The organism is Roseateles sp. NT4 (assembly GCF_051857475.1).
GTDB lineage: Bacteria > Pseudomonadota > Gammaproteobacteria > Burkholderiales > Burkholderiaceae_C > Pelomonas.
On sequence record NZ_JBPZGZ010000005.1, the window covers coordinates 252,785 to 278,866 of the forward strand.

The following is a 26,082-nucleotide window of genomic DNA, read 5'->3' on the forward strand; positions in this document are numbered from 1 at the left end:
GAAGCTGCTGGGGCGCGGCCCTTCCCGTTGCCGTGGATCGCGGGCTATTTCCTTCACGCCATGCGTGAAAGGCCCGCTTGGCGAACAGGCCGGTCCTGATCGACTGCGCTTCGCGCTGCTGCGGCCAGATCGCCACCCCGCAAACCCGCCAGACCCGAAGCCGGGCCGCTTTGAAGTGATCGCCGCGGCTCGATCGTCGCGCCAGTCGCTGCGCTTCGTGTCACGCCGCCCGCGGGGCCGCCACGGCTCATGGGTGTAGCGTGCGCCTGCGCGGCACGCGCTGCGCCAGGCGAGCTGGCACATCCCCTGCGGCGCTGCGTCGCCCGAGGGTGAGGCAGCGTTTGCGTCGGTCGTCCCACCGCGCTCCCCCCACCAAGCCCCCGTGCAGGGGCGAGGGGACTTGTGGGGGGATCTTCTAGCGGTGGGCCGGGAAACCGGCGCACTGCTTCGGCTGCGAGGGGTAGAACATCCATCCCCCACCCCTTCCCGCCGGAAGGGGCCGTGCCCACCCCCCGCCCGCCCGTGGGCGGGTGCGAGGAGTCCGAGCGAGAGGATCAGTTGTCAGGGCATCCAAGACGGAGCCCGGCTGGTCTCTCACGCAAGGAGATTGGCCATGGCCAACGTTCAAGTCATTCAACGCAATGCTCACTTGGCGGGCAATGTCAAAGTCGAGTTCATCGAAGGTCGCGAAGGCCGCCTCACGAAGGCCACCTTGATCGCGATCAGCAACACGGTGCGTGGGTCCGGAGATGCACGAGAGCAGCAAGCGACCGCCATCCAGTGGACGTTGTGGGGCGCTCAGGCCGAGAACGCCACCGCATACCTAGGAAAAGGTGCGCACGTGAACATTGTGGGCCGCTTGAAGAACAACAACTACGGGAAAGACGGGGAAACCGTCTATGGCTGGGATTTCACGGTTGAGGAGATTGACTACCTCGACAGCCGCGCAGACGCCCAGGCGCGTCGTGCCGCCCAGGACGCCAGCACCCCAGCGGCGCAAGGCCAAAGAACCAAGCGGTCCGGCGCCTGACGCCAGTCGGGCGGGCGTAGCTGAACACTGTTGCACCCGCCTTCGGGCAGGAATCAACGATCGAAGAGGTCCGCGATGGACCTGAACCACTCCGCGCGCTGAAGAGGGAACTTTCTACCTGCGCTTACCGCGGGATAAACGCTGAAGCGATGGCTCGTTGGCATCGCGACGGGGTGGCGGATCGCAGGGCGCCCTTTTTTCAGGGGCGCTAGGTGAATTCGCGCGCCGGCACAGTCTCATCACGGCGTGGCCAATGCATAGCGCCATGCCGATGAAGACTGGAGCGCGTCTTTCAGCGACACCATGTCTGCGGGAAAGGCGCGATTCAGTTCGGGCGCGTACTGGGAGCAGTTCAGCTCCATCATCAGGATCAGCCAGCGGGTGAGGAAGGAGTCCGCGTCAGATCGGGCATCAATCCGCGCTGAGAGTTCACCTGTCCCGTCCTCATCGATGATCAGGTCGATACGGTTGCCGTTCTTCGAACCGTAGACCGACCAGCCCTTCAGCATCTGCCAGGGCGGTTCGAAGCTTTCAGCAAGGACCGTCTGAGCCCGGCGGCATACCGGCGGTGGCAAAGCCTGTCCGCCGTGCCCGAAGACAGCTGTCACCTCGAATTGCCACGCTGCCATCGATTTCCAAGCGAGGCCGTCGCCGTGAGTTGGTGAGTCACAAAATCTAGTCGAAGACTCGGCTGCTGCCAATGTGAGCATGATCCATGCCGATAGGGGGCTGTGCGTCCGGCGTGACTGCAACGATCGCGTTGGAACGCAAGGCGTAGATCGCTGGGACTCAAGTCGCGCTTGCAGTTGCGATCGCCCTTAGACCCTCTGCGCGCCCAGCCGTGGTTCGTGAGGGGCCGGTGCGTGTCGGGCCGGTGAGCTTTCGGAGCCCTTCGTTCGGCAGTTCGAAGGTCCGCTTCGACCGCTGAAGCGGTTGGCGCACTGCGACCGGCAAAGCAGATGCCGCGAGGGTTCATCAACGCGTACGGCGTGTTGCGGCCGTCGATCTATGCCTTCGACCGGGCGCCTCGCCTGCCCATACGAGATCTCGTAGGCCGACGCCACGCAGCACGAAGTTAGGGTTCGCAGCCTGTTTTCACTGGCAAATCGAATCCGGCTTGTGGGATCTCCAGCCATCCTCGTTTCGCCATATTTATTCACCAAGGTTTTCTCATGCTCCTGTCCCGCCATTCGCGTCGCCTCGTCATCGTGTCCCTGATTTCCAGCGCCTTCAGCTTGGCGTCCTTGACGGGCTGTGGTGGGTCTATCTCTTCGGCCGATGATGACGATGATGCGCCTCAGGACGGGTATCTCGTCGCTGGGGCCATGGCGGCCTGGCTCGGATCGGCGAGTTCGTCGAATGTCAATGGAACCGTCAGCGGTGCGGGTACGCCACAGACCGTGGCTGGAACGATGGCGCGATCGCAGCCAGTGACTGAGGTCTTCGAGGGCCTATCCGGCAAGCGCACCCTCACCAACATCGATCTCTCCTACGTGAGCGCCGGAAAGATCGATGTCGTTCATCGGTCGATCAAGACCTTCTTGGATGAATCATTCAGTCCTCGCGGCACCTACGATGACGGGTCGGGCGGCTCTGCCACGGACTATGCCGTTGTTGCCAATCTCACGCAGTTGCCAACGGCTCTGCATGCAAATGGATCCGGGTCTTGGTTCGTATTGAAACATTACAAATCCAGCGCCAAGGTAGCCGTCGTCGGGGTCAGTACCGTTGACTATGCTTTTGCCATAGTGGATCTTGTCGCTGGCGGAAGGCTGACCGTCACGATGAAGAACGTCGACGGCAACGGTGCACCGGTTTCGACGATCACTTCAACCTACAAGATTGATCTGACCACCGCGAGCGCCACAGTGATTGCACCGGCGAAGCTCCTGCAGGAGGTCACTGTTCTTCCAAACGGTGTACGCACCGAACTCAACTACTCGTGACTCCGCCTCTGTTGTCGAGAGCTTCGCGATCTAGCGTGTCGGCCGGGACAGGTGATGTTCCGATGCGTTGCGCCTATGCATGTCCCGTCTAAGGGTCGAGCAGCGGTGGGCTAAAGGTCTGGTGTGGGTGCGGGCACGATGCTCCGAGTTCCGAGTTCCGAGTTCGGCGGGCGACGCGTTTTCTGGAAGCTGATCCGACTTGGTAGTTCATCGCCGAACCCAGCTCCGACCTCTTAGCGCAAGAACACGTAGATGGCCACGGCCCAGGCCAACGATCCAACGACGACCGCTGTCGCTACGTGCGTCCACCAGACGAAAGAGCGCCGCTTCGTCGATGCAAGCGAGCGCTGCAGTGCCTGGCCAAGTTCCCGTTTGAAGATTTCGCGTGCGGCTGCCTGCATGGCACGCGTCTCGTCCTCACTTGCGCGCTTGATCAGCTCGTCAGCGCGGCGGGCGACGTGCTTGACGGCTCTGACGGCGGCTCCGTCCGCGACAGCGGCAACACGCTCCTCTGCCCTCGCTGCCCTGTCACCAAGCGTCTCTGCGGCCATGGTGAGGTCATGGCAGGCCGCTTCAACAATGGGTTTGACGGTCTCAAGGCGGCTCAGTAGCGCCGCCATATCGCCGAGTGCTTCGGCAATAAGAGCTTCGCGCATGTCAGTCACGGCCAAGCCCCTTCAATCGGCCCGAACCGGCGGGGGCCACGGGATTTCCAAGTCGGAGAGCGGAAAAGCAGGCGTCGAGTTCAGGCGCGACGCCCATCGCCAGTCGACGGGTGGCCAGCCTTCGGGCAAGGGCGACCTTGTCCTTCGAATCTGGTGCTTTGGCGATCAGCGCCTTGTAGTCGGTGTCATCGCGCAGCAGGCTTGCCACGTCAACTCCGGCCAGCTTCAGGCGCTCGTAGACCTCGTTCGAACCCAGGCGGCAGTCTGTGTTCGCAATGGCGATCGGCTGCTCGGCCAGGAAGGTCAGAAGTGGATTGAAGGCGTCTGACACTTTCACGCCGTCCTCGACCATGTTGAAGACCACGCCTATCTTCTGCGCGGGCACTCCCATGCGAGAAAGCTCCACCAGCGTCGCGATGGTGTCCTTTTGCTGCTTGAGAGCGGAAACCGTGGGCACGATGTAGTGATCCAGATCTTCATGGCTGCCGCGGTATCGGCCCATCAAACCCAGCAGCTCCTCCACGTTGCTCGCTCCTACATCGACCACCGCGCTGTCAATGGCTTGAAGGTATTCCTGCAGTGCGCCGAACTGGCGTCCGCGCAGCGACTGGGCGCTGGCCTCGCCTTCGTTGATGCTCTCGATCGATATGAGACCGGCTCCCGGAATGCGTGGAAGGAGCAGATGGCGAGCCACCGTGGTCTTGCCGACGTTGCCAGAGAAGTTGATGACAGCAACCTTCATGATCAGTCCTTTGGTAGCAGGGGGTTGAAATGGTTTCGTTCGAAGAACGCATCCGCGACATCCTTGCCACTCGCTCCTGCCGGTACACCGGTGTCACGTGGCCGTTCTTCAGGCTTGCAAGATGGTTCAGCCGTTGAGAGCGAGTGCGCCGCCGAAAGCAATGTCGGGACCGTGACGGGCGCGCAATTGATGCGCGCAGCTTCTCGCTGGACGGTGCTCTTGCTGACGCTGATTCCAACGTCAGCCAGTGCGGCGCGGATCGCCTCGAACGTGCAGCCCTGGGAACGGAGGAGGCGAATTTCGCCGCCGTACTCGCGCGCCTTGCGCGTAGCGCGTCCTGACGTTGCGAAAAGCATGGGTTTCATTGCGACCATTCGCCGTGCTCAAGGCCATCGCCGGCCCACTGTTGATCCATTTCTTGCCCGCTCTCGGCCCGGTCCTGATCCACTCTTGGTTCACTTTGGCCCGCTTACGGCCCAGTCCTGATCCACTCCTGGTTCACCTTGGCCCGCTTACGGCCCACTTGCAGCCATGTTGGACTAGGGGAGGGGGCTACAAGGCGCTGGATTCGCGGCCGAATTCAGCGGCTCTAGATGCCTGTTCAGAACCAATACTTGGTTCATTGGTGAGTGCAGAGATAGGCGGTCTGCCGCCGATTTCACAAGCGCTCCGCGCACCTCCTTGCAGTCGGATCATGGGCACCTCTCCGCATGACTTCGTCACCGTCGATATGCGCGGCCTCAAGGCCTCGCTGATCGCCTGCGCAGCGCAGCGGCGGGTCAGCGTGTCGGTCGTTGTGCGTGCGGCCGTCCTGCATGAACTTGGTAAGCACGAGGCGAGCGACGGCGCGTCGGCGATTGCGACGACCAGCGCTGCTAATGACGATGGCTGGACCAAGCTTTCCATCCGCATGCGGCGCAGCGAGGCCACGCGCCTCGAAGCCGGTGCCCGCGCGGCCAAGCTGTCGCGAGGTGCCTACGTGGCGGGCTTGGTTGAAGGCGTCCCGGTGCTGTTGGCCGGCGGCGGCCGGCCGGAGCACATCGCCGCGCTCACCGCGTCATGTGCAGAGCTGTCAACGCTCAGCCGCAACGTGCACCAGCTCACGGCGCTCCTGCGAGCCGGTGACGTCCTGCAGGCCTTGCTGTACCGCGACCTGCTCGACACCCTGGCGGACGACGTCCGAAAACATCTGCGCCTGGCTGCTCTGACGCTGGCAGATCTGCGGCCAGGGCGTGGACCTGATACGACTGAACGAACGGCGCAACCTCATGGAAGCAGGCCATGGCAAAAGGCGTGAACATCGACGGGGTGTTGGTCACGTGGGGCGACCGACTCTTCTACCCGGGCAATCGCATGGTCAAGGGAGCCCCGCCACCGAAGCTGACCGGCGACGCGCTCCGACGGCATGCGGCCGTCATCCGCAGCCGGATTGAAGCCACGGTGATTCGTCGCGCGCCACAGGCGATGGTGAAGGTCACTGGGGGAGGGCGGGGCATGCGGGCCGTCGCTGCGCACTTCCGCTACATCAGCAAGAACGGCCGCCTCGGCATCGAAGACGACCGCGGCGAGACGATCAAGGGCGCCCATGCTGTACGCGACTTGACGGACGACTGGCGGTACAGCGGCGGCCTCATCCCAGAGGAGGCCGCAGATGGTGGACGGCGCGAGGCGTTCAACGTCATGTTGTCGATGCCCCGTGGAACGGACCCGTTGGCTGTTGAGCGGGCAGCGCGAGAGTTTGCTCGCATCGAGCTGACTGGCCACAAGTACGTGATGGTGCTGCACGACCATCAGGCCAACCCGCATGTCCACATCAGTGTTCGAGCCGAAGGTCGTGATGGTCGGCGCCTGAACCCGAGGAAGGCCGACCTTCATCGTTGGCGCGAGACCTTCGCTGAACAACTGCGCGAACTCGGTATCGATGCCGAAGCGTCCCGGCAAACCGTCCGCGGGATCAACCGACGACCTCAGGCGCTTTGGCGCGTAAAGGCACTTGAGGAAGGGCGGCTGGTGAGCAAGCGCGTGGACACCGGTTCGCGTGGTGAGCCACTGGATGAACAGTCCGAGGCGTGGAGGACTTGGCGAAATTTGGGGCTGGCGCTCGCGAGATCCAGCGACCCGTCCGATCTGCGTCTGGCTGGAGCCATCGAGCGTTTCGTACGTTCGCGCGGGCAGGCCGCGTCTCGCACACAAGTAAACGTTGAGCCGACTCGCCACAGATCGTTTGAGTCACCGCGCCGATAGTAGATCTGCTCGGCGAAGGCTTGCGGACGCGGGTTCGATCCCCGCCGCCTCCACCTATCTTCAGCTTGCTGCAGCCGGCCGCAAGCTGAAGATAGACCGATTACTTATTCGCCGGCCTGCGGTTAGCTCGCCGACAGCGTCAGCTAGTCTCCTAACGACCTCAGCCATGGCTCGGTTGGGCGCTGCTGTTGTCACGTCCTTGCCAGCGAATTCGGCGGCGGTGAATTGAGCCTTGCTTCTGAACGGCGCGATCGGTACTTCAGCGCCTTTTGACGCACAAGAACCTCTCCTGGTGTCGCACGCATCTGCACAGCGGTCTGAACTTGTCCGGCGGCCTTTGCAACGATGTAACGTCGTCTACAGAAGGAAGCCTGAAGGTATGCGGTTCATGCACCAAGCGCCGGCGCGTCCGGTGGCCTGGTACATGCCGGCCGCTCAAGGCTTCGCAGCACTGTTGGCGCTGGCTGCAACTTTCTCGCAGGCCAGCATGAGGTCTTCGAAGGGCAGGGCGTCGCCCACCATAACTTGATCTTCGAGCATGCTGGCGTAGTCGGCGGCGAGGGCTGCGCGCGCGGCTCCTTCGGGTACCACGCGCAGGGCGCCTGAGATGGCGGCAAAGTAGTCGACAGTCTTGCCTGCAGCATCTTTCTCGAGAAAGAAATACGATTTGTGCTCAGCGACCGCGTGCGCGACCTCTCGATCCTTGACGACGGCATCGAAGTGTGTGCTCCGCATAATGGCAGCCAGGTCGTGCCAGTGCCGCGCATAGCGCTCGCTTCGGATCCGGCCCTGAGCGCAATAGACGTGCGTGGCGGTTGCCTTCTCCCAGAAGGTCCGGGCGACGCTCATTACCACAGGGGATGCAGTCGGAAACGCCACGCCGTCGACGTAGCCGTCGATGTCACACGTGACCGGCATGGCTGCGTGCGGTTCACCCGTCGCCCGGCCGCCGAACTCCAATGTGACGACCGGAGCGACATACCCGGTCCCTTGCTTGACCGCTGGGTAGTGAAGGAGCAACTGGTCCTTGTCGTCACCTGCGACTTCCAGCCTCGCACCAAGCTGCGCCTGGTCGAGTGCATCCTGAATCACGGGCTGCACCGTGCCAGCGATCCACTCAGGTAGCCGGTCGCGCACGGCTTTCGTCCACTTGCTGGCCTGGCTGCGGCTGGCTGGCAAGAACTCCTCACCTCCCGTCAGGTCGGCGATCAGCTTGCGGATGTCGTACGTCAGGTCGAGGTCTTCCGAGAACCTGTCGATGATCCGGTAGGCCTTGGAGAGCGACGTGCCGCCCTTGAACGTCAGGTCCATGCCGACCGGCGACCCGAACAGCGTCCCGAGCGTCCAGACGACCCAGACGTCCTTCTCCAGCAAATGGGCCGGACGGCCGCTCCGCTCCCGGCCCACTTCGAGGACTTCGGCTCGGTCCGCGTCGTTGAGGGAGAAGTAGGACTCAGCCACGGACCGCTTCTTCGCCGATTGCCCTGGCCATCCATGAGGGTAGGCCGGCACGTCCCGACGTCAGCGTCTGCCATTCCGTGGACGGAAGCGTTCGCCGCAAGGCGGCCAGCGACTCGCGCACATGCGACGGACCCATCCAGGCCAGCGCCCGCACGGCCGCGCCGGCCTGACCGGACCCCAACGCCAGCATCCAGCGCGGGGCATGTTTGACCATCACCTCGTAGCGACCGAGCTTCAGCTTGCGGCTGCGCCCCGAAGTGAGATAGACCTCGCGAATCGGCACCTGCTGGGTCAGGCCCAGCGCGTTCGCCGCGTTGGCGCCGTGCGGCGTGACCACCTCACCACTTTGCGCGGCCAGGGACTGCACGACCTTCTCGGGAGCCGGCGCGCGCGTTCCGAACCGGCTGGAAACCGGCGTGACGTAGGTGCCGCGTGCCACTCGAAGCAACTTTCCTTCCTTGGTGAGCCGCGACAAGGCCTGATCAACGGCTGCTCGGCTCCCAAGGTGCAGGAACTCTTTGGGCGACATCAGCCCGCCCTCGGGTAGGGATTCGGCGTGCGACAGGATGGAGCGGGGGAGCGTGCTCATGGCGGGACCTCTTGGTCAGAATTTTATCGTTGTTTCTGACATTTTGCTTTGGTGCCAAGTCGGCCGGGGCAGGAGAGGTTGACGAACGAGGAGAATCGCACCAAACTGCCGTTGACGATTCTTTGGATTTGCACAAATGACTCTGCCGCTGCCTGCCGTCTTCAATCCCGCCCTTTCCTCGGATCGCCTCCAGGAGGTGGCGTTGTGGTTGCTGGATGAGCTCTACGCGACCGAGGACGACCTGTCGCGCTCGACCGACAACGGCTACACGCGAGGCTGCACCACGTTTGGCCGGCAGCGCAGCCGCATCGTGGCCGAAGCTGCGTCCGGCAAGCATGCCTGGCTTGGCCTGCCCAACGGCAACAACGACGTCGTCCTCTCGATCGGTGGCGTGCCGTGCCGCTTCAGCAATGACGATCCTTCCAACCCGTCCAAGGATGCGGTGCTGACGGCGAATCGCTACCAGGCGGATTTCCTCGAGTTCGTCAGCCCGGGCGAGCCCGGCCGGTTCTGCTTCATCATCGATCGCGGCCACGACGGCGCCGCTGAGCCGCGCGTCGAGTTCCTGGGATTCACGCCCACGGGCGAGGTCGCGTGCCGCTGGGTCTCCGATGCCGTGCGTGTTCTGCGAGTGGAAGGCGAGCAGCCCCTGGCGCCGATGGTGCCCGTCGGCAAGCCGCAGATCGCGCCCAAGCGCCGCGGCGAAGGCGATGCGGCCGCAGAAGCCGTTCGATGAGCACCGGGTTCATTGGGAGCAATCTGCGACTGGCCCGTTTGTTCCACGACCTGTCGCTCACGGACCTGGGCGACAAGGTCGGCGTCTCCAAGCAGTTTCTGAGCCGCATCGAAACCGGGGCGGAAGCCGCCTCGGCCCAACTCCAGGCCAACCTAGCTCAGGAGCTGCAGGTGCTGCCCGACTTCTTCCATTGCATCGACACCCACCCCATCGCCGACGAGCAATGTCATTTCCGACGGCAGCTCACGACCAAGGTCGCGTTGCGCCAGGTTGCGCGCGCCCGGGGGGAGATGCTCAAGCGCTTGATCGGCGTGCTCGATGAGCACGTCGAGCTGCCGTCGTACCAGGTGAAGGAGGCGGAAGCGGAGACGACCGAGGCCATCGAGCGTGCTACAGAGATATTCCGGTCACTGTTCGGCCTTGGCATGGGGCCGCTGAGCAGCGTGACGCGGATCGCCGAGAACGCAGGCGCTGTCGTGATGCGTGTGCGCGGGCTGGCCCCCGAGATCGATGCGATCTCGTTCGCCACCAAGCGACCTCTGATCGCCTTGAATGGCGACGGCCGCTCGGCCTGCCGTGAGCGCTTTGGCATCGCTCACGAGCTGGGTCATTTTTCGCTGCACATCGGTGTCCTGACGGGCGATCGACTCACCGAGGCGCAGGCCAACCGTTTCGCAAGTGCGCTGCTGCTGCCGCGCAGCACGTTCGCCACCGAGTGCCGTCTTGCCCTTCGAGGCTCGCGCCTGAACTGGGCCGGCCTGTCGGAGTTGAAGCTTCGCTGGGGTGTCTCCAAGGCCGCGATCATCTTCCGGGCGCGTCAGCTTGGGCTGTTCACTGAGGATCAGGCCCGGGCAGGGTACGTCGGACTGAACCGACACGGCGAAGCCTTGCGCGAGACGGAAGATCACCTGATACGCAATGAGGAGCCAGAGGTGGTTGTGGAAAGCCTGAAGGTCATGAGGGAGCACTTCGGCGTGCCTGAGGCTGCGGTCGCTCGCGAGATGCGGATACAGCCCCAGTTGCTAGAGGCCCTACTGGACACCGCCGCTGCTGAGCCATCGGCCAATGTGGTGCGGCTCGCACAGCCGAAGGTGGCCACATAGCACTGGAATGCGGCGACCTTTCCATTGCTTATGCTTCTTAACCCAAAGAGAAGGACTGACAAAGCGGGCAACAGCAGCCAGTCACTGCTTGCCGAGTGGTTGTATGACCTTGCCCTCTCATCGGATGAGCGCGAGCGACGACGACGCTGACCAGCTGTGCCTGCCGTGATCGGCTGGCCAATGGCGCTCTGGCTGAGTTCGACGGCCGGATAAGGCTGATCAGAGTCATTCGCGTTCCATCGTCTGAACGACAGCACCTACGAACAACGGTCATTGCAGGGAGCTGGCGGTAACCGGCGCCGGCATCAGCAGGTAACGCGAACAGAGCCATAGAAAACCCGGCGTCGCAGAGCGGGCCGGGTTTTGCGAGTGAGGGAACAGGCGGCTAAACCGCCCGCTCAAAAAAACGCTTAGGGCTTATTGCCGGTGGGGAAGGGCCAGGTGGCTTGCGGGCTCAGTGCGGTCTTGGCAACGGGGCAGCAGCAGCGGGCTTGGCCGCAGCGGCAGGCTTGGCAGCAGCCTTCTTCGGAGCAGCGGCCTTCTTGGCGGCAGGCTTAGCGGCGGGCTTAGCGGCGGGCTTGGCAGCAGTGGCCTTTTTGGGAGCGGCAGCCTTCTTCGAAGCAGGCTTGGCAGCAGCCTTCTTGGGAGCGGCAGCCTTCTTCGCAGCAGGCTTGGCAGCAGCCTTCCTGGGAGCGGCAGCCTTCTTCGCAGCAGGCTTGGCAACAGCCTTCCTGAGAGCGGCGGCCTTCTTCGCAGCAGGCTTGGCAGCAGCCTTCTTGGGCGCGGCAGCCTTCTTGGCGGCAGCGGCCTTCTTCGGTGCAGCAGCCTTCTTGGCCGGAGCAGCCTTCTTGGCCGGAGCGGCCTTCTTTGCGGGTGCAGCCTTCTTTGCAGGAGTCGCCTTCTTCGCCGGGGCGGCAGCCCTTCTTCTTCCGTCGCCAGTACCAGTAACCATCTCTTCTCTCCTAGTTTTATGTTTGATCAGCAACCGACGGCGGCTGCACCAATGAGAACGACCAGCAAACCAACGGAGGCGATTGCACCAATCTGCGCACGAAAAACCGAACTGGCCTTGTCCTCGGATGCCCGTTTGAAGCCCCGGTAGATGACCCAACGCTGCATGGCAAGCTCTCGGTAGTACGACTTCGTCTTATCCAAATCGGTGTATTTGGGGACGATGTTCTTGGTGTCGTTGATCGCCAGCGCGGCGAAAACGTCGGCATCAAGAAATCCGGGGTACTTCGCAATTCTCAGCGCCATGACAGCCATCACGGCGGTGACGAGGAAGGCAAAAACGGCAAACACTCGAAGCCACGTGATGCAGGGTGTCGCTCCAATTGCGGGGCCCGTTGCCGCGACCACGGCGCTGGCAATGCTGGCGAGGCCGACCAAGTTCTGTGCCTTTCCGTCCAGCACGTCTGCGCGCTGCTTCTCCCATTGACAGAGGTTCCACCAGACGTCGGCAAAGTTCTTCAGGACGTCCGAATCGGTCGTGCCGTCCAGGCGGGGGTACGCGACCTCTCTTAAGAACTTCTCGTCCTCCGCCGGGATCGTGCCTTCGGACGCCTCGCCGGACTTGCCTTTGAAAATACTCATCGCAACTCTCAAGCCTCACTGAGATAGACAGGTGACCGGTGTGACGGTGGCATAGGATAGGTCGCTTGGTCAGTCGAACCCAAATGGGCGATCAGTAGTGGCGCGGTAGAGCATGGTGGCGTGCTCTCGCACCCACAGTCAATTGTGGCCACACCGCATCGGCCCCAAGGCCGGGCTGTCATTCGGGTCAGCCTCGGCAGATTGATCCAACGTCGGCTTGGTGCCAGGCAGCGCGTATACATCCGTATCCGGCCGCCGGCGGTAGTCGCTGCAGAGCCGCCGTCCGCAAGAGCTCAACACCAGCGCCGCGGTCAATGACAGCCGTCCTGGGCGGTCAGCTCAAGCCGGCGCTCGCAGGACAGCGACCGGCTGACTGTCAGTTGGGCACCCCCTTCGGGCCGCGCTCGCGTGCTCCGCATCGAGCCTCGGCTTGGCCGGGTCTCGCCCCAAGCGGGCTTTGATCGCTGGCGCGAATGCAGCGCTCACGCATCGCTGACGCTGTGCGCTAAAGCTGTCCAGCCCACCACGGGCGCGTAGCCTGCATGCTTACGCACAGCACCCATGAGTACGTCGCCCACATCCGCATATCGATCTTCAAGCGCCTGCAATACGGCGGGATTTTGATGCACCGCCCACGCAGCCGGCGGCCAGACAAAGTCTGCCTGAACTACTCCAAGCACGAAGTCATGCAGGAAAAATGGCAGCGCTGGCGTGTGGCGCAACAACTCAGCAATGAGGGCGTCGATCTGCTCAAGATGCTCACTTGAGCGATCTTGGGTCGGTCGATTCTTTGCGTCTGCATACTTGCCGTCGAAAGCCTGGGTCAGCAAACGTAGCAGCGCGGTGTGCGCCTGAATCGTGCGGAGCTTCGGCTCGACCTGCACGGCTTCGTTGGCCCAAGCCTCCAGATCGTGTGCAGTACCTGCGCCGAGCTTACGCGTCTCTCCAGACCGTTCGTAAACGATGGCCTTCAACAGCTTTTCAGTCGCCTGCTGCGCCAGGACAAAGCCGGGAATGACGCACGAATTTCGGAAGCAGCATCGGGCTCCTGCGTAGTCGTGGTGTGCCAAGCGCACGGTGTCGGAAATCAATGTTGCCAGGTCGATCGGGGCGTTCAAGGTGTTGTCCTAAATGACTTGAGCTTGCCGACTCTACGAGACACATAGGTCGGGCAAAGCTTGATCCGATGATGACTCGACCGACCAGGCGCGCAGGGCGCGCAACGAAGGCGAAGCCGCCCCCGTCGAGACTGGGGTTGTTGGGCGCCCGCAGGTGTGGGCGCTGAGGAGTTCGGCGGGACTCGCCCGTCGCGCCAGTCGCTGCGCTTGGTGGCAAGCCGGCCGCTGCGGCCCGCCTCAAGGGGTGTCCGATGCTGCGCCTGCAGCTGCGCAACGGGCTGGGGCTCCTGTGCGCCAGGCGGCCTACCGCGCTCCCCCCTAAACAAGTCCCCCAGCTGGGGCGAGGGGACTTGTGGGGGGATCTCAATACGGTAGGCCAGCTATCGCAGCGGTGCCGCCCGTGAGCGTCGATCTCGACCTGCCGCTATGGGGACGGTAGCGATCATTTGACGTCGCCTGCAAGAATTTGGAAGCTCTGCAGGTGGATGGCGTCCAGGCCGCTGCAGCCTGCAGAACACCCCCGATGCGCCGCCTCTCACTCGACAGGTTTGTGAAAGGTTTTCACACTTGAAGGCCGTGGGGCATGCCCATATTTCGGGCAGGAACGCCGTTTGCCCCAAATTCCGTTCGACGCTACATTTAGCGCCGTGACGGGTAGAAATGCAGTCATGGCCACTAAATCTAGTGATCCGCCCGAGGGCCAGTCAACACGACCTCCTCGCGCCTTGAAAGCGAGGAACGGCCCGCTTTTGGTCGGCGCACTGCTCGCGGACCTCGTGGTCTTCGTCCTGATCTCCAGCGGCGACAAGCTGGCGACGGGCTGGCAGGAATTGCTGGCAGTCCGTCTTCTGGCGGCTTGCGTTGCCCCCGTGGTGGTGATGCTCGGGGTCTCCCTCCTACCGGCCTCCTGGAAGGCACGGCTGGTGTTCTGGCGATGGAAGCACGCGCTGCCCGGACACAGAGCCTTCAGCGACCGGATGCTCGGCGACCCGCGCATTGACCGGGACCGACTGCTCCGCCACGTTGGGCTGTTTCCTGAAGAGCCCGGCGAGCAGAACCGCTTCTGGTATCGCCTTTTCAAGAAGGTCGAGAAAGAGCCTTCGATTGAGCACGTCAACCAGCATTTCCTCCTGCTGCGGGATCTGGCCGTGCTTTCGCTACTGTTGATTGGCGTCGTGCTTGCGGCGCTCTTCCTGAAGTTCTGCACGCCGGCCCAAGCCGGCATCGCTGTCGCGATCTTCTCCGTGCAGTACCTACTCGCCGCGATCAGCGCCAGCCGCGCTGGGCATGGCCTGGTTTCGTCAGTCCTGGCATTGCATGGAGTAAAGCGCCGTGTCTAGTTCTATCAAACCTGTCGTGACGCGATTCCGCGCCTACAAACTGGGCTCCGCGGGGTCTTCGTTCTCGTACTTCGCGGACGGCACATTCACGCTGATTGAAGGTCGCGTGACGGCCAGGAGCTTGCCGAATTTGAAAGAGGAACTGGCAATCTGCGGCAAGAGGGCACCTGACACGCTGCACATCACCAGTTGGGACAACGACCATTGCAGCGCTGCTGAGCTGGAATTTCTGCTCGAACACTACCCGCCGGTTCGGATCGAATACCCGGGCTATCGGCCGGAAAGTGACTGCGGCAAAGAGTGCCTGGCGATGATCCTGGCGTACGAGCGCAAATGGACGTTCAAGGGGCATAGCGTAAAGGCTCAACGGATCGATCCGGCCTATATCTCTTCGCTGGCACCTGCGCTGGGATACCAGCACATCTTCTACCACCCTAGGCAAGTCTTCCAGGCGTCCAACGACAACTCGACGGTCAAGTTCTTCCGGACCGGCTGCTTCAACGTCTTGAGCCTGGGCGACGTCACCGACCCCTCAATCGCCACGCTGCTCCAGCGGTGCCGCACGCTGCGCCGCGAGGTGGACGTGATGATCCTGGCCCACCACGGCGCCGACAACGGCTTCACCACGCGCAAGCTGCTGGAAGAGCTGGCCCCGACCCTCGCGATCTGCACCAGCAATTGGGGCAATCAGCACGACCACCCAAGGCCGTACATCCGTTCACTGCTCTGGGAGCAAGACATTCCCCTCTACACCACCAAGTGCGGGGACGTGCTCATCACTTCGATCGGCGGCCACACGATGGACTACACGGTCTTGGACTTCAAAGAGGACGGCCAGTCGGTGCGCGACATCGACACCTACAGGTCGCGCAAATCGGACATGCTGAGGATGAATCCCGACTCGCTGCGCAACTTTCTGCGGCGCGCCAACAAAGGCCCCCGCCGTCGGTAGCGCGGGCATCGCGACGACGCGAGCAACGTTGCCCGAAGAGCGCCCCTCGGAGCGCTCTTTCTCTTTGGTCGATCAGGCGCCGGCAAACCCGGACAGAACCTGGCGCCGCTACTTGGACGGCGCGCTGGCCGCGCTCTGCGCGTCCGGCGCCTTTGAACTTGATGGCTGCGTCAGGATGGCGGTAGCGAAGCCGACGATCGCGGCAAACGCTGCCGCGACTATCGCCTTGCCCCATTCATTCGAGAGCGTCGCCAAGGAACGATAGAAGGCGTGTCTTTTACGGATGTCGCCGAAGACGATCCACCAGAACCTGCACCTCTCCAAGCAAGTCAGCGAGGCGGGGCCTCCGAACATTGAACTCATTCGCAGGACGATCAAATGCCTAGCGATCATCTTGCCGATCAGCTGCGGCGTAACTGCGGTGGGATCGAGGGGACCGCTTAGGAAGTACTCGGAGTCCGACGGCTTCATCCAATCGGAGCTTCTAGGGTTCGATATGAAGAACACGTGGCCGTCAGAAGACTGGCTGGCGGCGAGCTGCCCGCCTTCTTCTAGTACCTGTTGGTCCACATAGCCTGGCCCTTCAAACAATGCTAGATGCTTCCTGCGAAGCGCATTTGTCGGCAGGGAGCCAAACGAAAGCGTCACGAGCCCGCAGTTCGGAACGTCGTGCACACCGACGGACGAGTGCATCGGGAAACCGGCAATCCTTGCCGCCTGGATGAACTCCGTAAACCCATGGGATAGCCGCCCCATCGTCTCCGCACGCCAGTTGAGACGCCGATATTCGAGCAGCGTCATGGACCGCCGCAGCTTCTTCGTGACCGAGTCGACCTTCCCTTGCATGGCTTCGACCATCGTTGTGGTTTGCCATGAATCTACCCAGTCCCCGTCAGCAGGGTGGCTAACCAGGGTCATGGCCGCTGCGAATCGGTCTACCGGCTGCACACAACCCCGACATGACATCGCGCGAGCTCTGCTGAAGACTCGCTGCTCCCCCGCGGAGCGGCGCACGTCAGGGCTTTTGTCCCGGTGCGGGCTCCCCCTTCTACCGAGAAGCCCCATGTCTCTCGCCTCGTATCACCATGGCGTGCGCGTCGCTGAGATCAGCGAGGGCGTGCGCACCATCCGCACGATCTCCACCGCGATCATCGGCCTCGCCGCCACCGGCCTGGACGCCGACGCCGCGACCTTCCCCCCCATCAAGCCCGTGCTGGTGACGAACGTGATGTCGGCCATCGGCAAGGCCGGCACCAAGGGCACGCTGGCGCGCACGCTGACGGCTACCCAACGACTGCACAGCGACGCTCAGCGGAAGCTCATTCAGTCTTCGTCAAAGGCGGCGACCGCTGCTGTGCAGTCTTTCAGTACAGGGTTGTCACTGAGCTCGCAAGTCACCCACCTCAGTCAAGGCGACGACATCGTCGGCGAACAGAATTGGTGCGGGATCACCCTGGTCAGTCAGCGCGACGCTAGCTAGTCGCTCAGATCGGGTCAGGTCATATCGTAGGAAGCGGCGAAATCTGCGATGCCCTTTAACTAGCCGGTCGACAAGCTGCTGTTCAGCCGTCGTCTCGACCGGCAGCCATTGCTCAGTGACCGGCATAAGACACAAGCGTCCAATGCGGGGAACTCCTGTGGACGTCAAGCAGAAGGTGGCTGCAATCACCATGCGGATGTGATCAGAAGCAGCCCACATTCCCAGCTCCTTTCCAAACGACCGGCCGACAGCGTGATATAGAGAGTCGTCGATCAGGAAGCCGATGTCAGGCACATGCTTGAGCACAGCCCGGTAACTTTGGCCGGCGGGCTGAATTGCCTTCAATTCAGCGATGACCAGCAGCATTGGCTGCGAACGGCCAACATGCGAGGATGCCGCGGCCCACTTTTGCTGCCGACGGGCGTTTATCTGTTGGAGCTGATCGACGGAGAACACCTCAGGAACGTACATCCTGGCCGGGAGAGAACAGCCTCCTGCCGTCTTTTGTTCCGCAGCGCGGAGAAGGCATCGCCGTACCGCTCCCCATGTCCGCTTTCCTTCGAAGGATGGGCGCCAGTGCGTCAATTCGGCCTGGTCCCATAAGTAGTGAAGCAGGCCTCTAAGTGAAAGACGTGCGGCGCGGGCTGAAGTGATTTTCGCCACAGATCCACTACGCGGGAAGTGCTCTTGTCCCGGCCTTCTAGACAGCGGGAAGTCCACGCGCAGCGATGTCTCACCGCTGACTGGGTTTTCGACGATGGCGCTACCCAGCACTCGGGACAGGCCCGAAAGTTCTGCGGGTAGCTCGTACGACGCGCAGTCCGGTGTGTGCTGGCTGCTGGTGTCCGGCATGCGCTTGACGACGTAGCCTTGGCTAAGCCGAGCGATGTACATCTCAATGCCGCCAGGTCGGCAAAGACATCGCGGACGACGGCGTTCCGCGTAGGCTTGGGCGATGCCTTCCGCGAATTCGGGTTCTGCTGCATCCAGCACGCGCCCTGAGACCCTGAATGTCTGACCTGGCGGGATCGGCGAAGGTGGCGGATCTGAGGCCATCATGGTCTACCTGGCGTGCGCAGGCGCGCCTCGATCGCGCGACCGAGTGACCTCGGCCGTGGGCGGGGCGACGGAACGCTGCGGCGCGGCCGTCCTGTTGTAGACCTTCACCTTGGGTGCCTGACCGCGGCTCGCGCGCTCGGCGAGCTTCTCAGTGGCAGCGGTCAGCACGGCACCACGCTTGGCCTCTGGCACACCCTTGGAAATCAGTACCGCCTCAATGGCCGCGACAACGGCTTTCCGCCCGCCACCCCGGGCCGACGACTTCTCGGCCGGCGCGGACGCGGTCGAACTGGAAGTGTCGCGCGTCGGCTCTATGCGATTGGTCATCCGGGCCTGCTGCTCGCGCCTCAGGACATCCAGATCGCCGACGTCAGGCTCGTAGCCTACGGCCTTGACGCCGCGGACCGTTGCCTCAAGCCAGACCAAGCGACGGAAGTCCTCGCTTCCCGAAACGCGCAGCCCCTTCCAGTTGCGACTCTGCGCGACGTCGACCATGGACCGAGCTACGGAAGGGCTGTTGGTGTCGGTGGCGAGCTTGAACGTCGATTCGGTGAACGCGACGCGGGAGGTGTCGCCCCGGAAGCGGTACTCGGTGTGTCCAATGCTGACGGCCCCGAGCGTGACCGGCGCTCGCTTGATGACGTAGCGATCCTTCAGCGCCTCTTCAAGGCGGGCCACGAGCGCTGTCCGGTCGGCTTGAGCGTCGATTTTGGCGATTGCCTTGGCGTCGACCTGGTCCAGCCTGGTGGTTTGCTTCGCAGAATTGTCCGGCGCTTCTGCGGCCTGCGCCGACACATCGTCTTTCGCCGGGCCGGGATCCAGCGGCCTTTCGGGCCGCGGCCCGAGCTGGGCGCCGCGCTGCCACTCGTTGCCGTTCTTCAGGACCGGTGTGCGCGTGCCATTGGCCGCGATGGCGGTGAAGCGCGTGCTGCCTAGTTGCTCGGCTTTCGCCACCATGTCGGTGAGTGACTTGGCGTGATAGGTGACCTCGGCGAATGGATCCCTCAGCTCAAAGCGTTCCTCGGGCGATTCAGGCGGCGTCTGGAACCTGGCAATTGCTACGGCAGCCCGACTCGCGGGTTCAACGGTGCGGCCTTGTGGAGTACTGGCAGGGGCGGCTGGAGAAGTTGCTGCATCCATGGTGGCTCCTTGAACGATGTCAGCGCTGCGCAGTGCTGGACAGGGCGACCGGCATAGCGCGGTAGATCTCAATCTCGACGCGGCGGTTGAGGGCACGACCTGATGCACCGTTGTTGTCGACCACGTGATCGCCAGCAGGTTGATAGGTGGCCCGGATGTGGGCAGGTTCCACGCCGGCTGCAACCAGGTAGTCCCGGACCGCAGTGGCGCGGTCGCGAGCGATTCGTCCCTCTGCTTCGGTGTCTGTCGTGCCATCCGTGCGGCCGCGGAGCATCACGAGTGGTGCGGCCTTTGCCTCGTCGACCAACGTTCCCGCCACGTCCGCAGGGATGTCCACCCGGATGCTGCCGTACTCGAAGCGGACGCTGTAGATGCTATTGCTCTGGGCCTGCGGTCGATCGGCTGCGCGCATGTTGACGAGTGCCTGCTGCCTCGCCGAAAGGTTGGCCAGCGTTGCGGCGGATGTCTCTGCCAGCCGGCCGGCCTCGGTGGCCAGCAAACGGGTGTTCTGCAGGTCGTTCTTGCAGACCTGCAGTTCCACGGCCACGGCGGTGTTGACGGGACGCTTGCGAGACTCGTCGACGGACGGTGGCTTGGGCGGCGAGCTGCAGGACGCCAGCAGGGTCAGCGTCAGCATGACGGGCGTCAGGAGGATGGTCACACGCATGGCGGCGCTCCTTCAGGGATGGATGGCTTCGGGGGCGCGGTGGCTGTCGGCGCGATGCAGCTCGTGCTCTGCGATCAGCACACCGTCGTCGTCAGGGATGGCCTCGATGGCGCCGCCGATCGCAGACGGTGAAGCGCCGTCGGCGCCAAAGAAATCAAGCAGGATCTCAGCCATGCGGTCGGGATTTCCGTCGAGCCGGTCCGGTAGCTGCCCGAGGTCATGGGCAAGTGCATTGATGTCGATGCCTTCGCCTGGCGCGAGTTCGTCGTCGGCAAAGCGCCAGCGTTGCTGGACGCGGGCGAGGTGCAGCTCGACATCCATGGCCGGGACGATGGGAGCCGGCAGCAGCCGGTCCCGGAACGCCTTGTCGTGGTAGTAGCGGATCTTCTCGCCCAGGATGGGCTTGCAGTTTTCGAGGATGACCACCAGTCGCTCACTGCCGATCTCCTTGAATTCCTGGGGTAGCAGCAGCGCTCGACGCTGGTCACTCTCGTTGCGACTGACCGTCGTCTGGCTGTGACCACTGAAGGAGCGGCTACGTCCGCGCGAGGTGGCGCGCTCAGTGAAATTGCCGAGCATGGCGCTGTATTCGTCGGCGTCGCGCTGCTCGCGCGGCGCGTAGAGGATCTGCAGGCCGTGGTTGGTCGCGAAGGTCCGGGCTTCCTTGTCGCCGTAGACCGCGTCCAGCTGTGACATCGCCTGGACTACCGTCAGAAGGCGCAGGTTGTAGCCGGCCATGAAAGCAGCGGCGTTCGTGATGACGCTGGCGCGGCCCATGGCCGTGAACTCATCATTGACCAGCAGGCATTGATATCGAAGCGTCGGATCTTGTTCGGGGAGGTGCTGGATGTTTAGGCTGACCAGCTGGGAGAAGAAGAGGTTCAGCAGGGGCCTTGCATTTGCCAGGCGGTTGGGCGGGATGCGGACGTAGATCGACATGCGACGGCGCCTCACGTCCTCGAGGTGGAAGTCGTCGGCGCTTGTCGCCGCGTCAACGATCGCGTCCGCAAAGATGGTCAGCGGCGCGACGAAGGTGGCCACGATGCTGGACAGGGTGTTGTCCGAGTTGGACAGCAGGCGCTGCAGCGAGTCGGCACATTCATCGGTCAGCGGACGGTCTTCTTCGGCGCGCGTCGCGATGAGGCCGGTCAGATGCTCGCGCAGCGAGCGCCCCTTGCCGGACGACTGCCGCAGCATTTCACCGATGGTGCGGGGCAGCTCGGGAGTCTCCAGCAGCAGCAGACCCAGGCCGAGGAAGAGGTTGCGGGCCTGGTCGTTGAAGAAGGCCTCGGACGATGTGCCGCTGCCGTCGTTCGGGAAGAACACCTGGCCGATGTTGAGCAGGTCGCCGACGCGATGCAGCAGGCTAGCGCGCACGGCAGTCAGCGGGTTCCAGCGATGGCTGCGCCCGTCGTCATCGAAGGGCGAAAACGCGTAGACCGTTTGGCCGTGGGCCGCACGGTAGCCCGCCGTGATGTCGTAGTTCTCGCCCTTGATGTCCAGGACGACCACGGAATCCGGCCAGTTCAGCAGATTCGGTATCACCACGCCGACGCCCTTGCCACTGCGGGTCGGCGCCGAGAGCATCACCGACAGTTGCCCGGCCAATGACAAGTAGCGCCCGCCATGGCGCCCCACCAGGATGCCGGGTTGGCCGCCCGGTGTCAGGCCTGCGCGGGTGACCTCTGCGGCGGTGGCAAAGCGGGCATCCCCATGCAGCGGACGCCGCTGCCGCGCTGCCGCGACCAGGCCTGCTGGGAGCAGAACCAAGAGGCAGGCTCCAGAAGTCCCAATGGCGACCAGCAGCTTCCTGCGCAGCGGCGGGTCACCGGAATAGAGCTGCCAGTAGCTGGTGATGCTCGCGAAATAGGCCTGACTAGGGTTTGCCTTGTTCAGCAGCAGGAACAAGACCCCGGACATGTAGATCGCGGCGCAGGCCAGTGACGCATAGGCCACAACGCCGAAGCCGGCCGCAACGACTTTGCGTCCCGTCGACCAGGCTGAGAAGGGCAGGGCGGCGCCGGTGCTCATGACACCACCGCCGATTGATGCATTTCACGGCCCAGGCGCAGGCCGCGTGGCGTGTAGTGGATCTCGGAGATGAAACGCCCGCGCTCGTCGCGGTCGAACTGGACGACGACGTCGACCACGAGATGCAGTAGGCGCTTGATTTCGTCCATGCTCAGGCCGCCGCCTGCGCCGGTCTCCCGAATCATCAGCGCCATTTGTTCGAAGGCCAGCGCGCAGCTGCCGGAGTGGACGCTGGTGATGCTTCCCGGATGACCGGACGCGGCAAGCCGGACGAAATGGAAGCATTCGTCGCCTCGGACTTCGGCAAGGAAAATGCGGTCCGGCTTCATGCGAAGGCACGCCTCGAGCAGCGATTTGGCAGTCACCCGCGCGGTGCCCTGGCCGTCCTTGCTGTAGAACAGGTGGACGACATTGGGGTGGTGAGGCAGCGTCAGCTCTGCCGTGTCCTGAATAGTGATCAGGCGCTCGTGCCGCGGAACTTCTTCGATCAGGCCCTTCATGAAGGTGGTCTTGCCCGAGCCGGTGCGCCCGCTGACGACGATGGTCTGGTGCCGTAGGACGGCCAGGCGCAGAAAGTCGGCGTAGCGGCGCTTCTCCTTGAGTTCCAGCAACTCGAGCTCGAAGTCTTGAGTGCCTCCCCCAGTTGCACCCGTCGCCGAGGCGGTGCGTTCGAACAAGCCTTCGCCTTCGAACTCTGTGAGGCTCTTGACCAAGACTGGTGGCTTTCTGACGGTGATGGACACCGTCCCGCGCGCCACGGCCGGGGGAATGGCGAATTGCACACGCTCGCCGCTGGGTAGGGTGGCCGACAGCAACGGCCGCTCCTGGTTGACCTGCTGGTCGCAATAGGTCGCGACGGCGGTCGCCAAGGACGTGCAGCGCTCCTGAGTCATCTCCGGCGCGTCCACTTTCTGCCAGCCTCGATCGGTCTCGATCAGCAACTCACCGGGACGGTTCAGGCAGACCTCCGTGACACCAGGAGCATCGAGCTGCTGCCGCAGCGGGCGCATGAACTCGACGACCGAGGTGGCGTCGCCGCACCAGGCCTGGTCGGCCGGCTTGTGTTCCTGCAGCGAGACGTCCATGGCGTTCAGGGCCGGTTGGTGCGGCTTACCGTTGGAATCAGCTCGTAGATCGACGAGAAGTCGACGTCCCGGGCAACGTAGATGCCGACGATGCCGCCCTGGTTCTGGTAGATCAGCGGTGGGATGTTGATCGTGCTGTCCAGCACCTTCTCGGCAAGCTTGCTGGTGTTCGCCGTCGTGCTCGGCAGCACGATGGTGTCGCCGCCGCGGTCGCTCGACTGGTTCTGGATGGCCAGCTTCACCGAGTCGTCGATCAGCGACAGCAGCATCGCCGCGCCGATACGCTCCCACCAGCGGTTGTCGACATGGCCATCGATGCCGGACTCGCCCAGCTTGCCGGTGGCGGGGGAGTCGATGTCCACGGTGACGCCGTGTGGCGTGCGGATCCGAGTCCACAACACAGGAATGCGCACCATGCCAGGTCGCACGGAGGTCAGGCGGTATTCGCCGTCCATGTGGGAGCCGCGCTCGATCAACAGGACGCGCCCGTCGTCGCTGTAGACGTTTCGCTGGACCTGGCACCCCACCAGGCCTGAAGTCGCGCTGATGACGCGAGTCTTCAAAGCACAGGTGAAGGCTGTGCCCTTGGGCAACGTCAGGCTGCGGTCGCCAAGCGTCGATGCAGCCACTTTGGGCGTGGCCGAGCCCTGCAGCTGGCCGCCAAACAGGGCCGACGCAGCCGGAAGCGCGCCTTGCGTACCTACTGCTGGCCAACTTCCTGGGGCATTCGATTGCGTTGAAGCGCCGGGGGCGTCCCCGGCCAGCCCCGCAGTCTTCGTGAGGTTGTCGAGCATGCCCTGCAGTTGCCGCTGATAGCCCTGAAGATTGCGCGACGTCGCGGCTATCGGGTCGTCAGGTTCTGCCGCCTGGGTTGGAACTGCGGTCGGCTCGCCAGCGCCGGTTGGGCGATGCATGGCCGGCAACCCGTTCGTTGCGTGAGAGCTGACCAGCAGGACGGGTGCGTCCTCCGGGGCGACGGCATTTGGGTTCTTCGAGCCGGGAGTGGCCGCGCCGGTTCGACGCACGCCGATGGGCTCAGCTGACTCCTCGCCAATCGCCTCCAGTGCTGGCACGCGAGGTGAGGCTGTCCGCGCTGCGTCGGTGGTGGGGCCGGCTGGCATGTCCAGCCTCCGTGTATCCGCCGCGGCCGCCATGGGCTTGTCTGCGAGCTTGGTCTCCGCATCGCCCTTCTTTCCCGAGGCGGCGAAGCGCTGAATACCGAATGCAGACAGCCCGATCAGGCACCCGCCCAGGAGTCCAACGGCCAGTAGACCCTTGCGAGAGAAGGATATGCCCCTGGGTGCTGCGACATCGGGAATCCCGGGCTCGCCTGGAAGTGCGGCGAATGTGTGGCCGTCGAGGTCAAGGCCGGCGTCGACGTCCGCTTCATCTGAGGGGGTATGCGCGCTAGTCATGGCGTTGCTCCACGGCCACCGGCGGACTGACCTGGGCGGCTTTAAGTACTCGCTGAATGCCCGGCACTGCGGTGCCGTCGATAGGCGGTGCGCCGTCCAGGTCAAAGGCTTCGTTCCACAGCCCCACGACGGCCGAGCCGGCGCGAAGCATCAGGCGGCGGCTGACCCTGTCGACCACGAGCAAGTCGTCCTCCATGCGGCTGTTGACTAGCGTCTCGCTGCCATCGCCGAGGACGTGGAACACGGCCGGCACTTCACGATTGCCGGGAAAGCGCATGTAGGTGAAGCGACCGTCGTCGAAGACGAGGGTGGGCACGATGTCCTCGGACGCCCGGCCTTCAGCGATGGCGTACTGGGTGTTGACCACCTGAGGCTTGGCCTGCATCCGCTCTGCCACGATTTGCTCGGCGCTGGGCGCGGGCGGGATGGGCGTCAGAGGAATGAGTTGCGTCAGATCCTTAGGTGGCTGTCGAGGCGCTGGTGCGGCTGGTGCCTTCACCGCCAGCCTGTAGATTGGCGCCGCCGGGGCGCCGTCAGCGAGCACGACAAATCGAAAGTTGTGGATGCGCCTGTCAGTCACGACGGCCAGTGTGTTGGCGGCGTGTGCAGCGCTCTTCGGTTTGACAAAGACGGTTCGGCCCCCGGCCTGGGCGGCAATGCACCAGGCGGCGTCGGCGCTCGCGCAGTCCCCACCAAGGCCGGCCGCAACCTCGGCGATGCCTTCGTCGGCACCCAGCAGGACGAGGGTGACCACGCCTCGCTTGACGGGCACGGTGATAACGGCGTCCGGGTCGTACGTCACTTCCCGCAGGCGTGGATCCGTCGCTGCGGCTGCCGGGAGAATCGATAGGAGGAGAGCGGAGACGAGACTGACGACTGTCGCGCGTGTCATGGCTTGGCCTCCTGCACAGCCGTATTGATCTCCGGATCAGACCGATAGGCCGTGACAACAAAGCCGAAGGGGTTCTCGTTGCGGTCCTGCTCCTTCGCGAGAACCCTGGGCTGGTACTGGAAGACGACGCTGGCGACGTGGCGGGTTTTGACTTCGGGGAGGTTGCGATCCACGAGGCGCACGACCTTCTCGTAGGTAACCGTGGCCTCGCCTCGGTTGCCGTCGCGACCCGAGGCAGCCAGGCGCACGCCAATGACGTTGATGCGCCATTCCTCGCTGCCGGCGATCTTCTTCTGAAGAGCACCATCACCTTCGAACTGACGGTTGTAGGCGGCGAACACGCCTGGCACGGCCATGCGTGCCACTTGATCGAAGTCCCGTTGAAGGAACATCCAGCTGTAGCCTTCGCGGGCGCGGACGAAGTTGGCCAGGTTGTGCTTATCGAGCGCCTCCATCGGCGGGATGGTCTCAACGCTGAGCCGTTGTTGCACCGTCGCTTCGCCGGTGACTCGGTCGACGACGATCGGAATCTCGACGACGCGGCGCAGCGGGCCCTGCGCGAAGGCGGCCGCGATGCCGATCAGCCCGATCGCCATGCCCGCGAACGCTACCCGCCAGGCACGCCGCTCTGACCGCTCGAACATCTCGACGCGGTCGATTTCCCAGCTTCTGTTCGCGTCGAGGGGAGGGGAGTCTTTGGCTTTGGCACGCTGGTCGAATGAGCGATCAGGCAATGCAGCGGCTGATCCTGGCATCAGGATTGCGTTCATGAGGGTCTCCGATGTTGCGAGGGG

The 26,082-nt window shown here is 63.6% G+C and carries 25 protein-coding genes and 2 pseudogenes; 9 read left to right on the top strand and 18 right to left on the bottom strand.

Going from position 1 to position 26,082, the window contains the following annotated elements; translation table 11 throughout:
• The first annotated feature begins 613 nt into the window (after positions 1–613).
• On the top strand, positions 614–1,030 hold the full coding sequence (locus ACS5PN_RS27015) for a single-stranded DNA-binding protein (RefSeq protein WP_439467133.1): 417 nt from the start codon (positions 614–616) through the stop codon (positions 1,028–1,030).
• A 239-nt stretch (positions 1,031–1,269) separates the two neighbouring features.
• On the opposite strand, the gene ACS5PN_RS27020 is transcribed toward ACS5PN_RS27015, so the two are convergent.
• A complete protein-coding gene (locus tag ACS5PN_RS27020) occupies positions 1,270–1,659 on the bottom strand; it encodes a hypothetical protein (RefSeq protein WP_439467134.1) in 390 nt (129 codons plus the stop codon).
• Between the two features lie 543 nt (positions 1,660–2,202).
• On the opposite strand from ACS5PN_RS27020, the gene ACS5PN_RS27025 reads away from it, so the two are divergent.
• On the top strand, positions 2,203–2,976 hold the full coding sequence (locus ACS5PN_RS27025; protein WP_439467135.1) for a hypothetical protein: 774 nt from the start codon (positions 2,203–2,205) through the stop codon (positions 2,974–2,976).
• 233 nt (positions 2,977–3,209) lie between these two features.
• Here the strand turns inward: ACS5PN_RS27025 and ACS5PN_RS27030 are convergent, their stop codons facing one another.
• From ACS5PN_RS27030 to ACS5PN_RS27040, 3 genes are read right to left on the bottom strand one after another with little or no spacing between them, the layout of a single operon-like run.
• Entirely contained in the window at positions 3,210–3,641 is a 432-nt protein-coding gene (locus ACS5PN_RS27030) for a hypothetical protein (RefSeq protein WP_439467136.1), read from the bottom strand.
• Positions 3,634–4,383, bottom strand: coding sequence for a StbB family protein (gene stbB / locus ACS5PN_RS27035; RefSeq protein WP_439467137.1), 750 nt, complete (start codon positions 4,381–4,383; stop codon positions 3,634–3,636). The genes ACS5PN_RS27030 and stbB overlap by 8 nt, the downstream gene beginning before the upstream one ends.
• Positions 4,384–4,385: 2 nt before the next feature.
• On the bottom strand, positions 4,386–4,748 hold the full coding sequence (locus ACS5PN_RS27040) for a hypothetical protein (protein WP_439467138.1): 363 nt from the start codon (positions 4,746–4,748) through the stop codon (positions 4,386–4,388).
• A gap of 329 nt (positions 4,749–5,077) precedes the next feature.
• On the opposite strand from ACS5PN_RS27040, the gene ACS5PN_RS27045 reads away from it, so the two are divergent.
• Positions 5,078–5,680, top strand: coding sequence for a hypothetical protein (locus tag ACS5PN_RS27045; RefSeq protein ID WP_439467139.1), 603 nt, complete (start codon positions 5,078–5,080; stop codon positions 5,678–5,680).
• On the top strand, positions 5,665–6,627 hold the full coding sequence (locus ACS5PN_RS27050; protein ID WP_439467140.1) for a relaxase/mobilization nuclease domain-containing protein: 963 nt from the start codon (positions 5,665–5,667) through the stop codon (positions 6,625–6,627). Before ACS5PN_RS27045 ends, ACS5PN_RS27050 begins: the two co-directional genes overlap by 16 nt.
• A gap of 435 nt (positions 6,628–7,062) precedes the next feature.
• On the opposite strand, the gene ACS5PN_RS27055 is transcribed toward ACS5PN_RS27050, so the two are convergent.
• A complete protein-coding gene (locus ACS5PN_RS27055; RefSeq protein ID WP_439467141.1) occupies positions 7,063–8,088 on the bottom strand; it encodes a nucleotidyl transferase AbiEii/AbiGii toxin family protein in 1,026 nt (341 codons plus the stop codon).
• On the bottom strand, positions 8,081–8,677 hold the full coding sequence (locus ACS5PN_RS27060; protein WP_439467142.1) for a DUF6088 family protein: 597 nt from the start codon (positions 8,675–8,677) through the stop codon (positions 8,081–8,083). The genes ACS5PN_RS27055 and ACS5PN_RS27060 overlap by 8 nt, the downstream gene beginning before the upstream one ends.
• A gap of 136 nt (positions 8,678–8,813) precedes the next feature.
• On the opposite strand from ACS5PN_RS27060, the gene ACS5PN_RS27065 reads away from it, so the two are divergent.
• Together ACS5PN_RS27065 and ACS5PN_RS27070 are read left to right on the top strand one after the other, a co-directional pair.
• The gene (locus tag ACS5PN_RS27065; protein WP_439467143.1) at positions 8,814–9,413 is read left to right on the top strand and encodes a hypothetical protein; all 600 of its coding nucleotides are present in this window, start codon (positions 8,814–8,816) and stop codon (positions 9,411–9,413) included.
• A complete protein-coding gene (locus ACS5PN_RS27070; protein ID WP_439467144.1) occupies positions 9,410–10,516 on the top strand; it encodes a helix-turn-helix domain-containing protein in 1,107 nt (368 codons plus the stop codon). The genes ACS5PN_RS27065 and ACS5PN_RS27070 overlap by 4 nt, the downstream gene beginning before the upstream one ends.
• Before the next feature lie 410 nt (positions 10,517–10,926).
• Here the strand turns inward: ACS5PN_RS27070 and ACS5PN_RS27075 are convergent.
• The 3 genes and pseudogenes from ACS5PN_RS27075 to ACS5PN_RS27085 form a co-directional block, all read right to left on the bottom strand.
• A pseudogene (locus tag ACS5PN_RS27075) lies at positions 10,927–11,468 on the bottom strand (histone).
• Positions 11,469–11,494: 26 nt separating this feature from the next.
• A complete protein-coding gene (locus ACS5PN_RS27080) occupies positions 11,495–12,109 on the bottom strand; it encodes a hypothetical protein (protein WP_439467145.1) in 615 nt (204 codons plus the stop codon).
• Positions 12,110–12,591: 482 nt separating this feature from the next.
• Positions 12,592–13,227 carry a hypothetical protein gene (locus ACS5PN_RS27085; RefSeq protein WP_439467146.1) on the bottom strand — a complete coding sequence of 212 codons (636 nt, stop codon included), beginning with the start codon at positions 13,225–13,227 and terminating at the stop codon, positions 12,592–12,594.
• A gap of 725 nt (positions 13,228–13,952) precedes the next feature.
• Between ACS5PN_RS27085 and ACS5PN_RS27090 the strand changes: the two genes are divergently transcribed.
• Both ACS5PN_RS27090 and ACS5PN_RS27095 read left to right on the top strand, forming a co-directional pair.
• Positions 13,953–14,567: a hypothetical protein gene (locus ACS5PN_RS27090; protein WP_439467147.1), complete on the top strand. Its 615-nt coding sequence runs from the start codon at positions 13,953–13,955 to the stop codon at positions 14,565–14,567.
• Positions 14,568–14,583: 16 nt separating this feature from the next.
• Positions 14,584–15,519, top strand: coding sequence for a hypothetical protein (locus ACS5PN_RS27095; protein ID WP_439467148.1), 936 nt, complete (start codon positions 14,584–14,586; stop codon positions 15,517–15,519).
• Positions 15,520–15,627: 108 nt separating this feature from the next.
• On the opposite strand, the gene ACS5PN_RS27100 is transcribed toward ACS5PN_RS27095, so the two are convergent.
• A complete protein-coding gene (locus ACS5PN_RS27100; protein WP_439467149.1) occupies positions 15,628–16,437 on the bottom strand; it encodes a hypothetical protein in 810 nt (269 codons plus the stop codon).
• Positions 16,438–16,582: 145 nt separating this feature from the next.
• On the opposite strand from ACS5PN_RS27100, the pseudogene ACS5PN_RS27105 reads away from it, so the two are divergent.
• Positions 16,583–16,804: pseudogene (locus ACS5PN_RS27105) on the top strand (phage tail protein); the annotation flags it as partial.
• Between the two features lie 93 nt (positions 16,805–16,897).
• Here the strand turns inward: ACS5PN_RS27105 and ACS5PN_RS27110 are convergent.
• The 8 genes from ACS5PN_RS27110 to ACS5PN_RS27145 are packed head-to-tail and all read right to left on the bottom strand — an operon-like array spanning position 16,898 to position 26,058.
• Positions 16,898–18,058 carry a DUF1173 family protein gene (locus tag ACS5PN_RS27110; protein WP_439467150.1) on the bottom strand — a complete coding sequence of 387 codons (1,161 nt, stop codon included), beginning with the start codon at positions 18,056–18,058 and terminating at the stop codon, positions 16,898–16,900.
• A 3-nt stretch (positions 18,059–18,061) separates the two neighbouring features.
• Positions 18,062–19,198: an LPD7 domain-containing protein gene (locus ACS5PN_RS27115; RefSeq protein ID WP_439467151.1), complete on the bottom strand. Its 1,137-nt coding sequence runs from the start codon at positions 19,196–19,198 to the stop codon at positions 18,062–18,064.
• A gap of 19 nt (positions 19,199–19,217) precedes the next feature.
• Complete coding sequence (locus ACS5PN_RS27120; protein ID WP_439467152.1) at positions 19,218–19,865, bottom strand: OmpA family protein; 648 nt, start codon at positions 19,863–19,865, stop codon at positions 19,218–19,220.
• 12 nt (positions 19,866–19,877) lie between these two features.
• On the bottom strand, positions 19,878–21,896 hold the full coding sequence (locus tag ACS5PN_RS27125) for a type IV secretory system conjugative DNA transfer family protein (protein ID WP_439467153.1): 2,019 nt from the start codon (positions 21,894–21,896) through the stop codon (positions 19,878–19,880).
• Positions 21,893–22,981 (bottom strand): P-type DNA transfer ATPase VirB11, encoded by a 1,089-nt coding sequence (gene virB11, locus ACS5PN_RS27130; RefSeq protein ID WP_439467154.1) that lies wholly within the window; start codon positions 22,979–22,981, stop codon positions 21,893–21,895. The genes ACS5PN_RS27125 and virB11 overlap by 4 nt, the downstream gene beginning before the upstream one ends.
• Before the next feature lie 5 nt (positions 22,982–22,986).
• Positions 22,987–24,396, bottom strand: coding sequence for a type IV secretion system protein VirB10 (virB10, locus tag ACS5PN_RS27135; RefSeq protein ID WP_439467155.1), 1,410 nt, complete (start codon positions 24,394–24,396; stop codon positions 22,987–22,989).
• Entirely contained in the window at positions 24,389–25,288 is a 900-nt protein-coding gene (locus ACS5PN_RS27140) for a TrbG/VirB9 family P-type conjugative transfer protein (RefSeq protein ID WP_439467156.1), read from the bottom strand. Before ACS5PN_RS27140 ends, virB10 begins: the two co-directional genes overlap by 8 nt.
• Positions 25,285–26,058, bottom strand: coding sequence for a virB8 family protein (locus ACS5PN_RS27145; RefSeq protein ID WP_439467157.1), 774 nt, complete (start codon positions 26,056–26,058; stop codon positions 25,285–25,287). Before ACS5PN_RS27145 ends, ACS5PN_RS27140 begins: the two co-directional genes overlap by 4 nt.
• Positions 26,059–26,082: the final 24 nt, after the last annotated feature.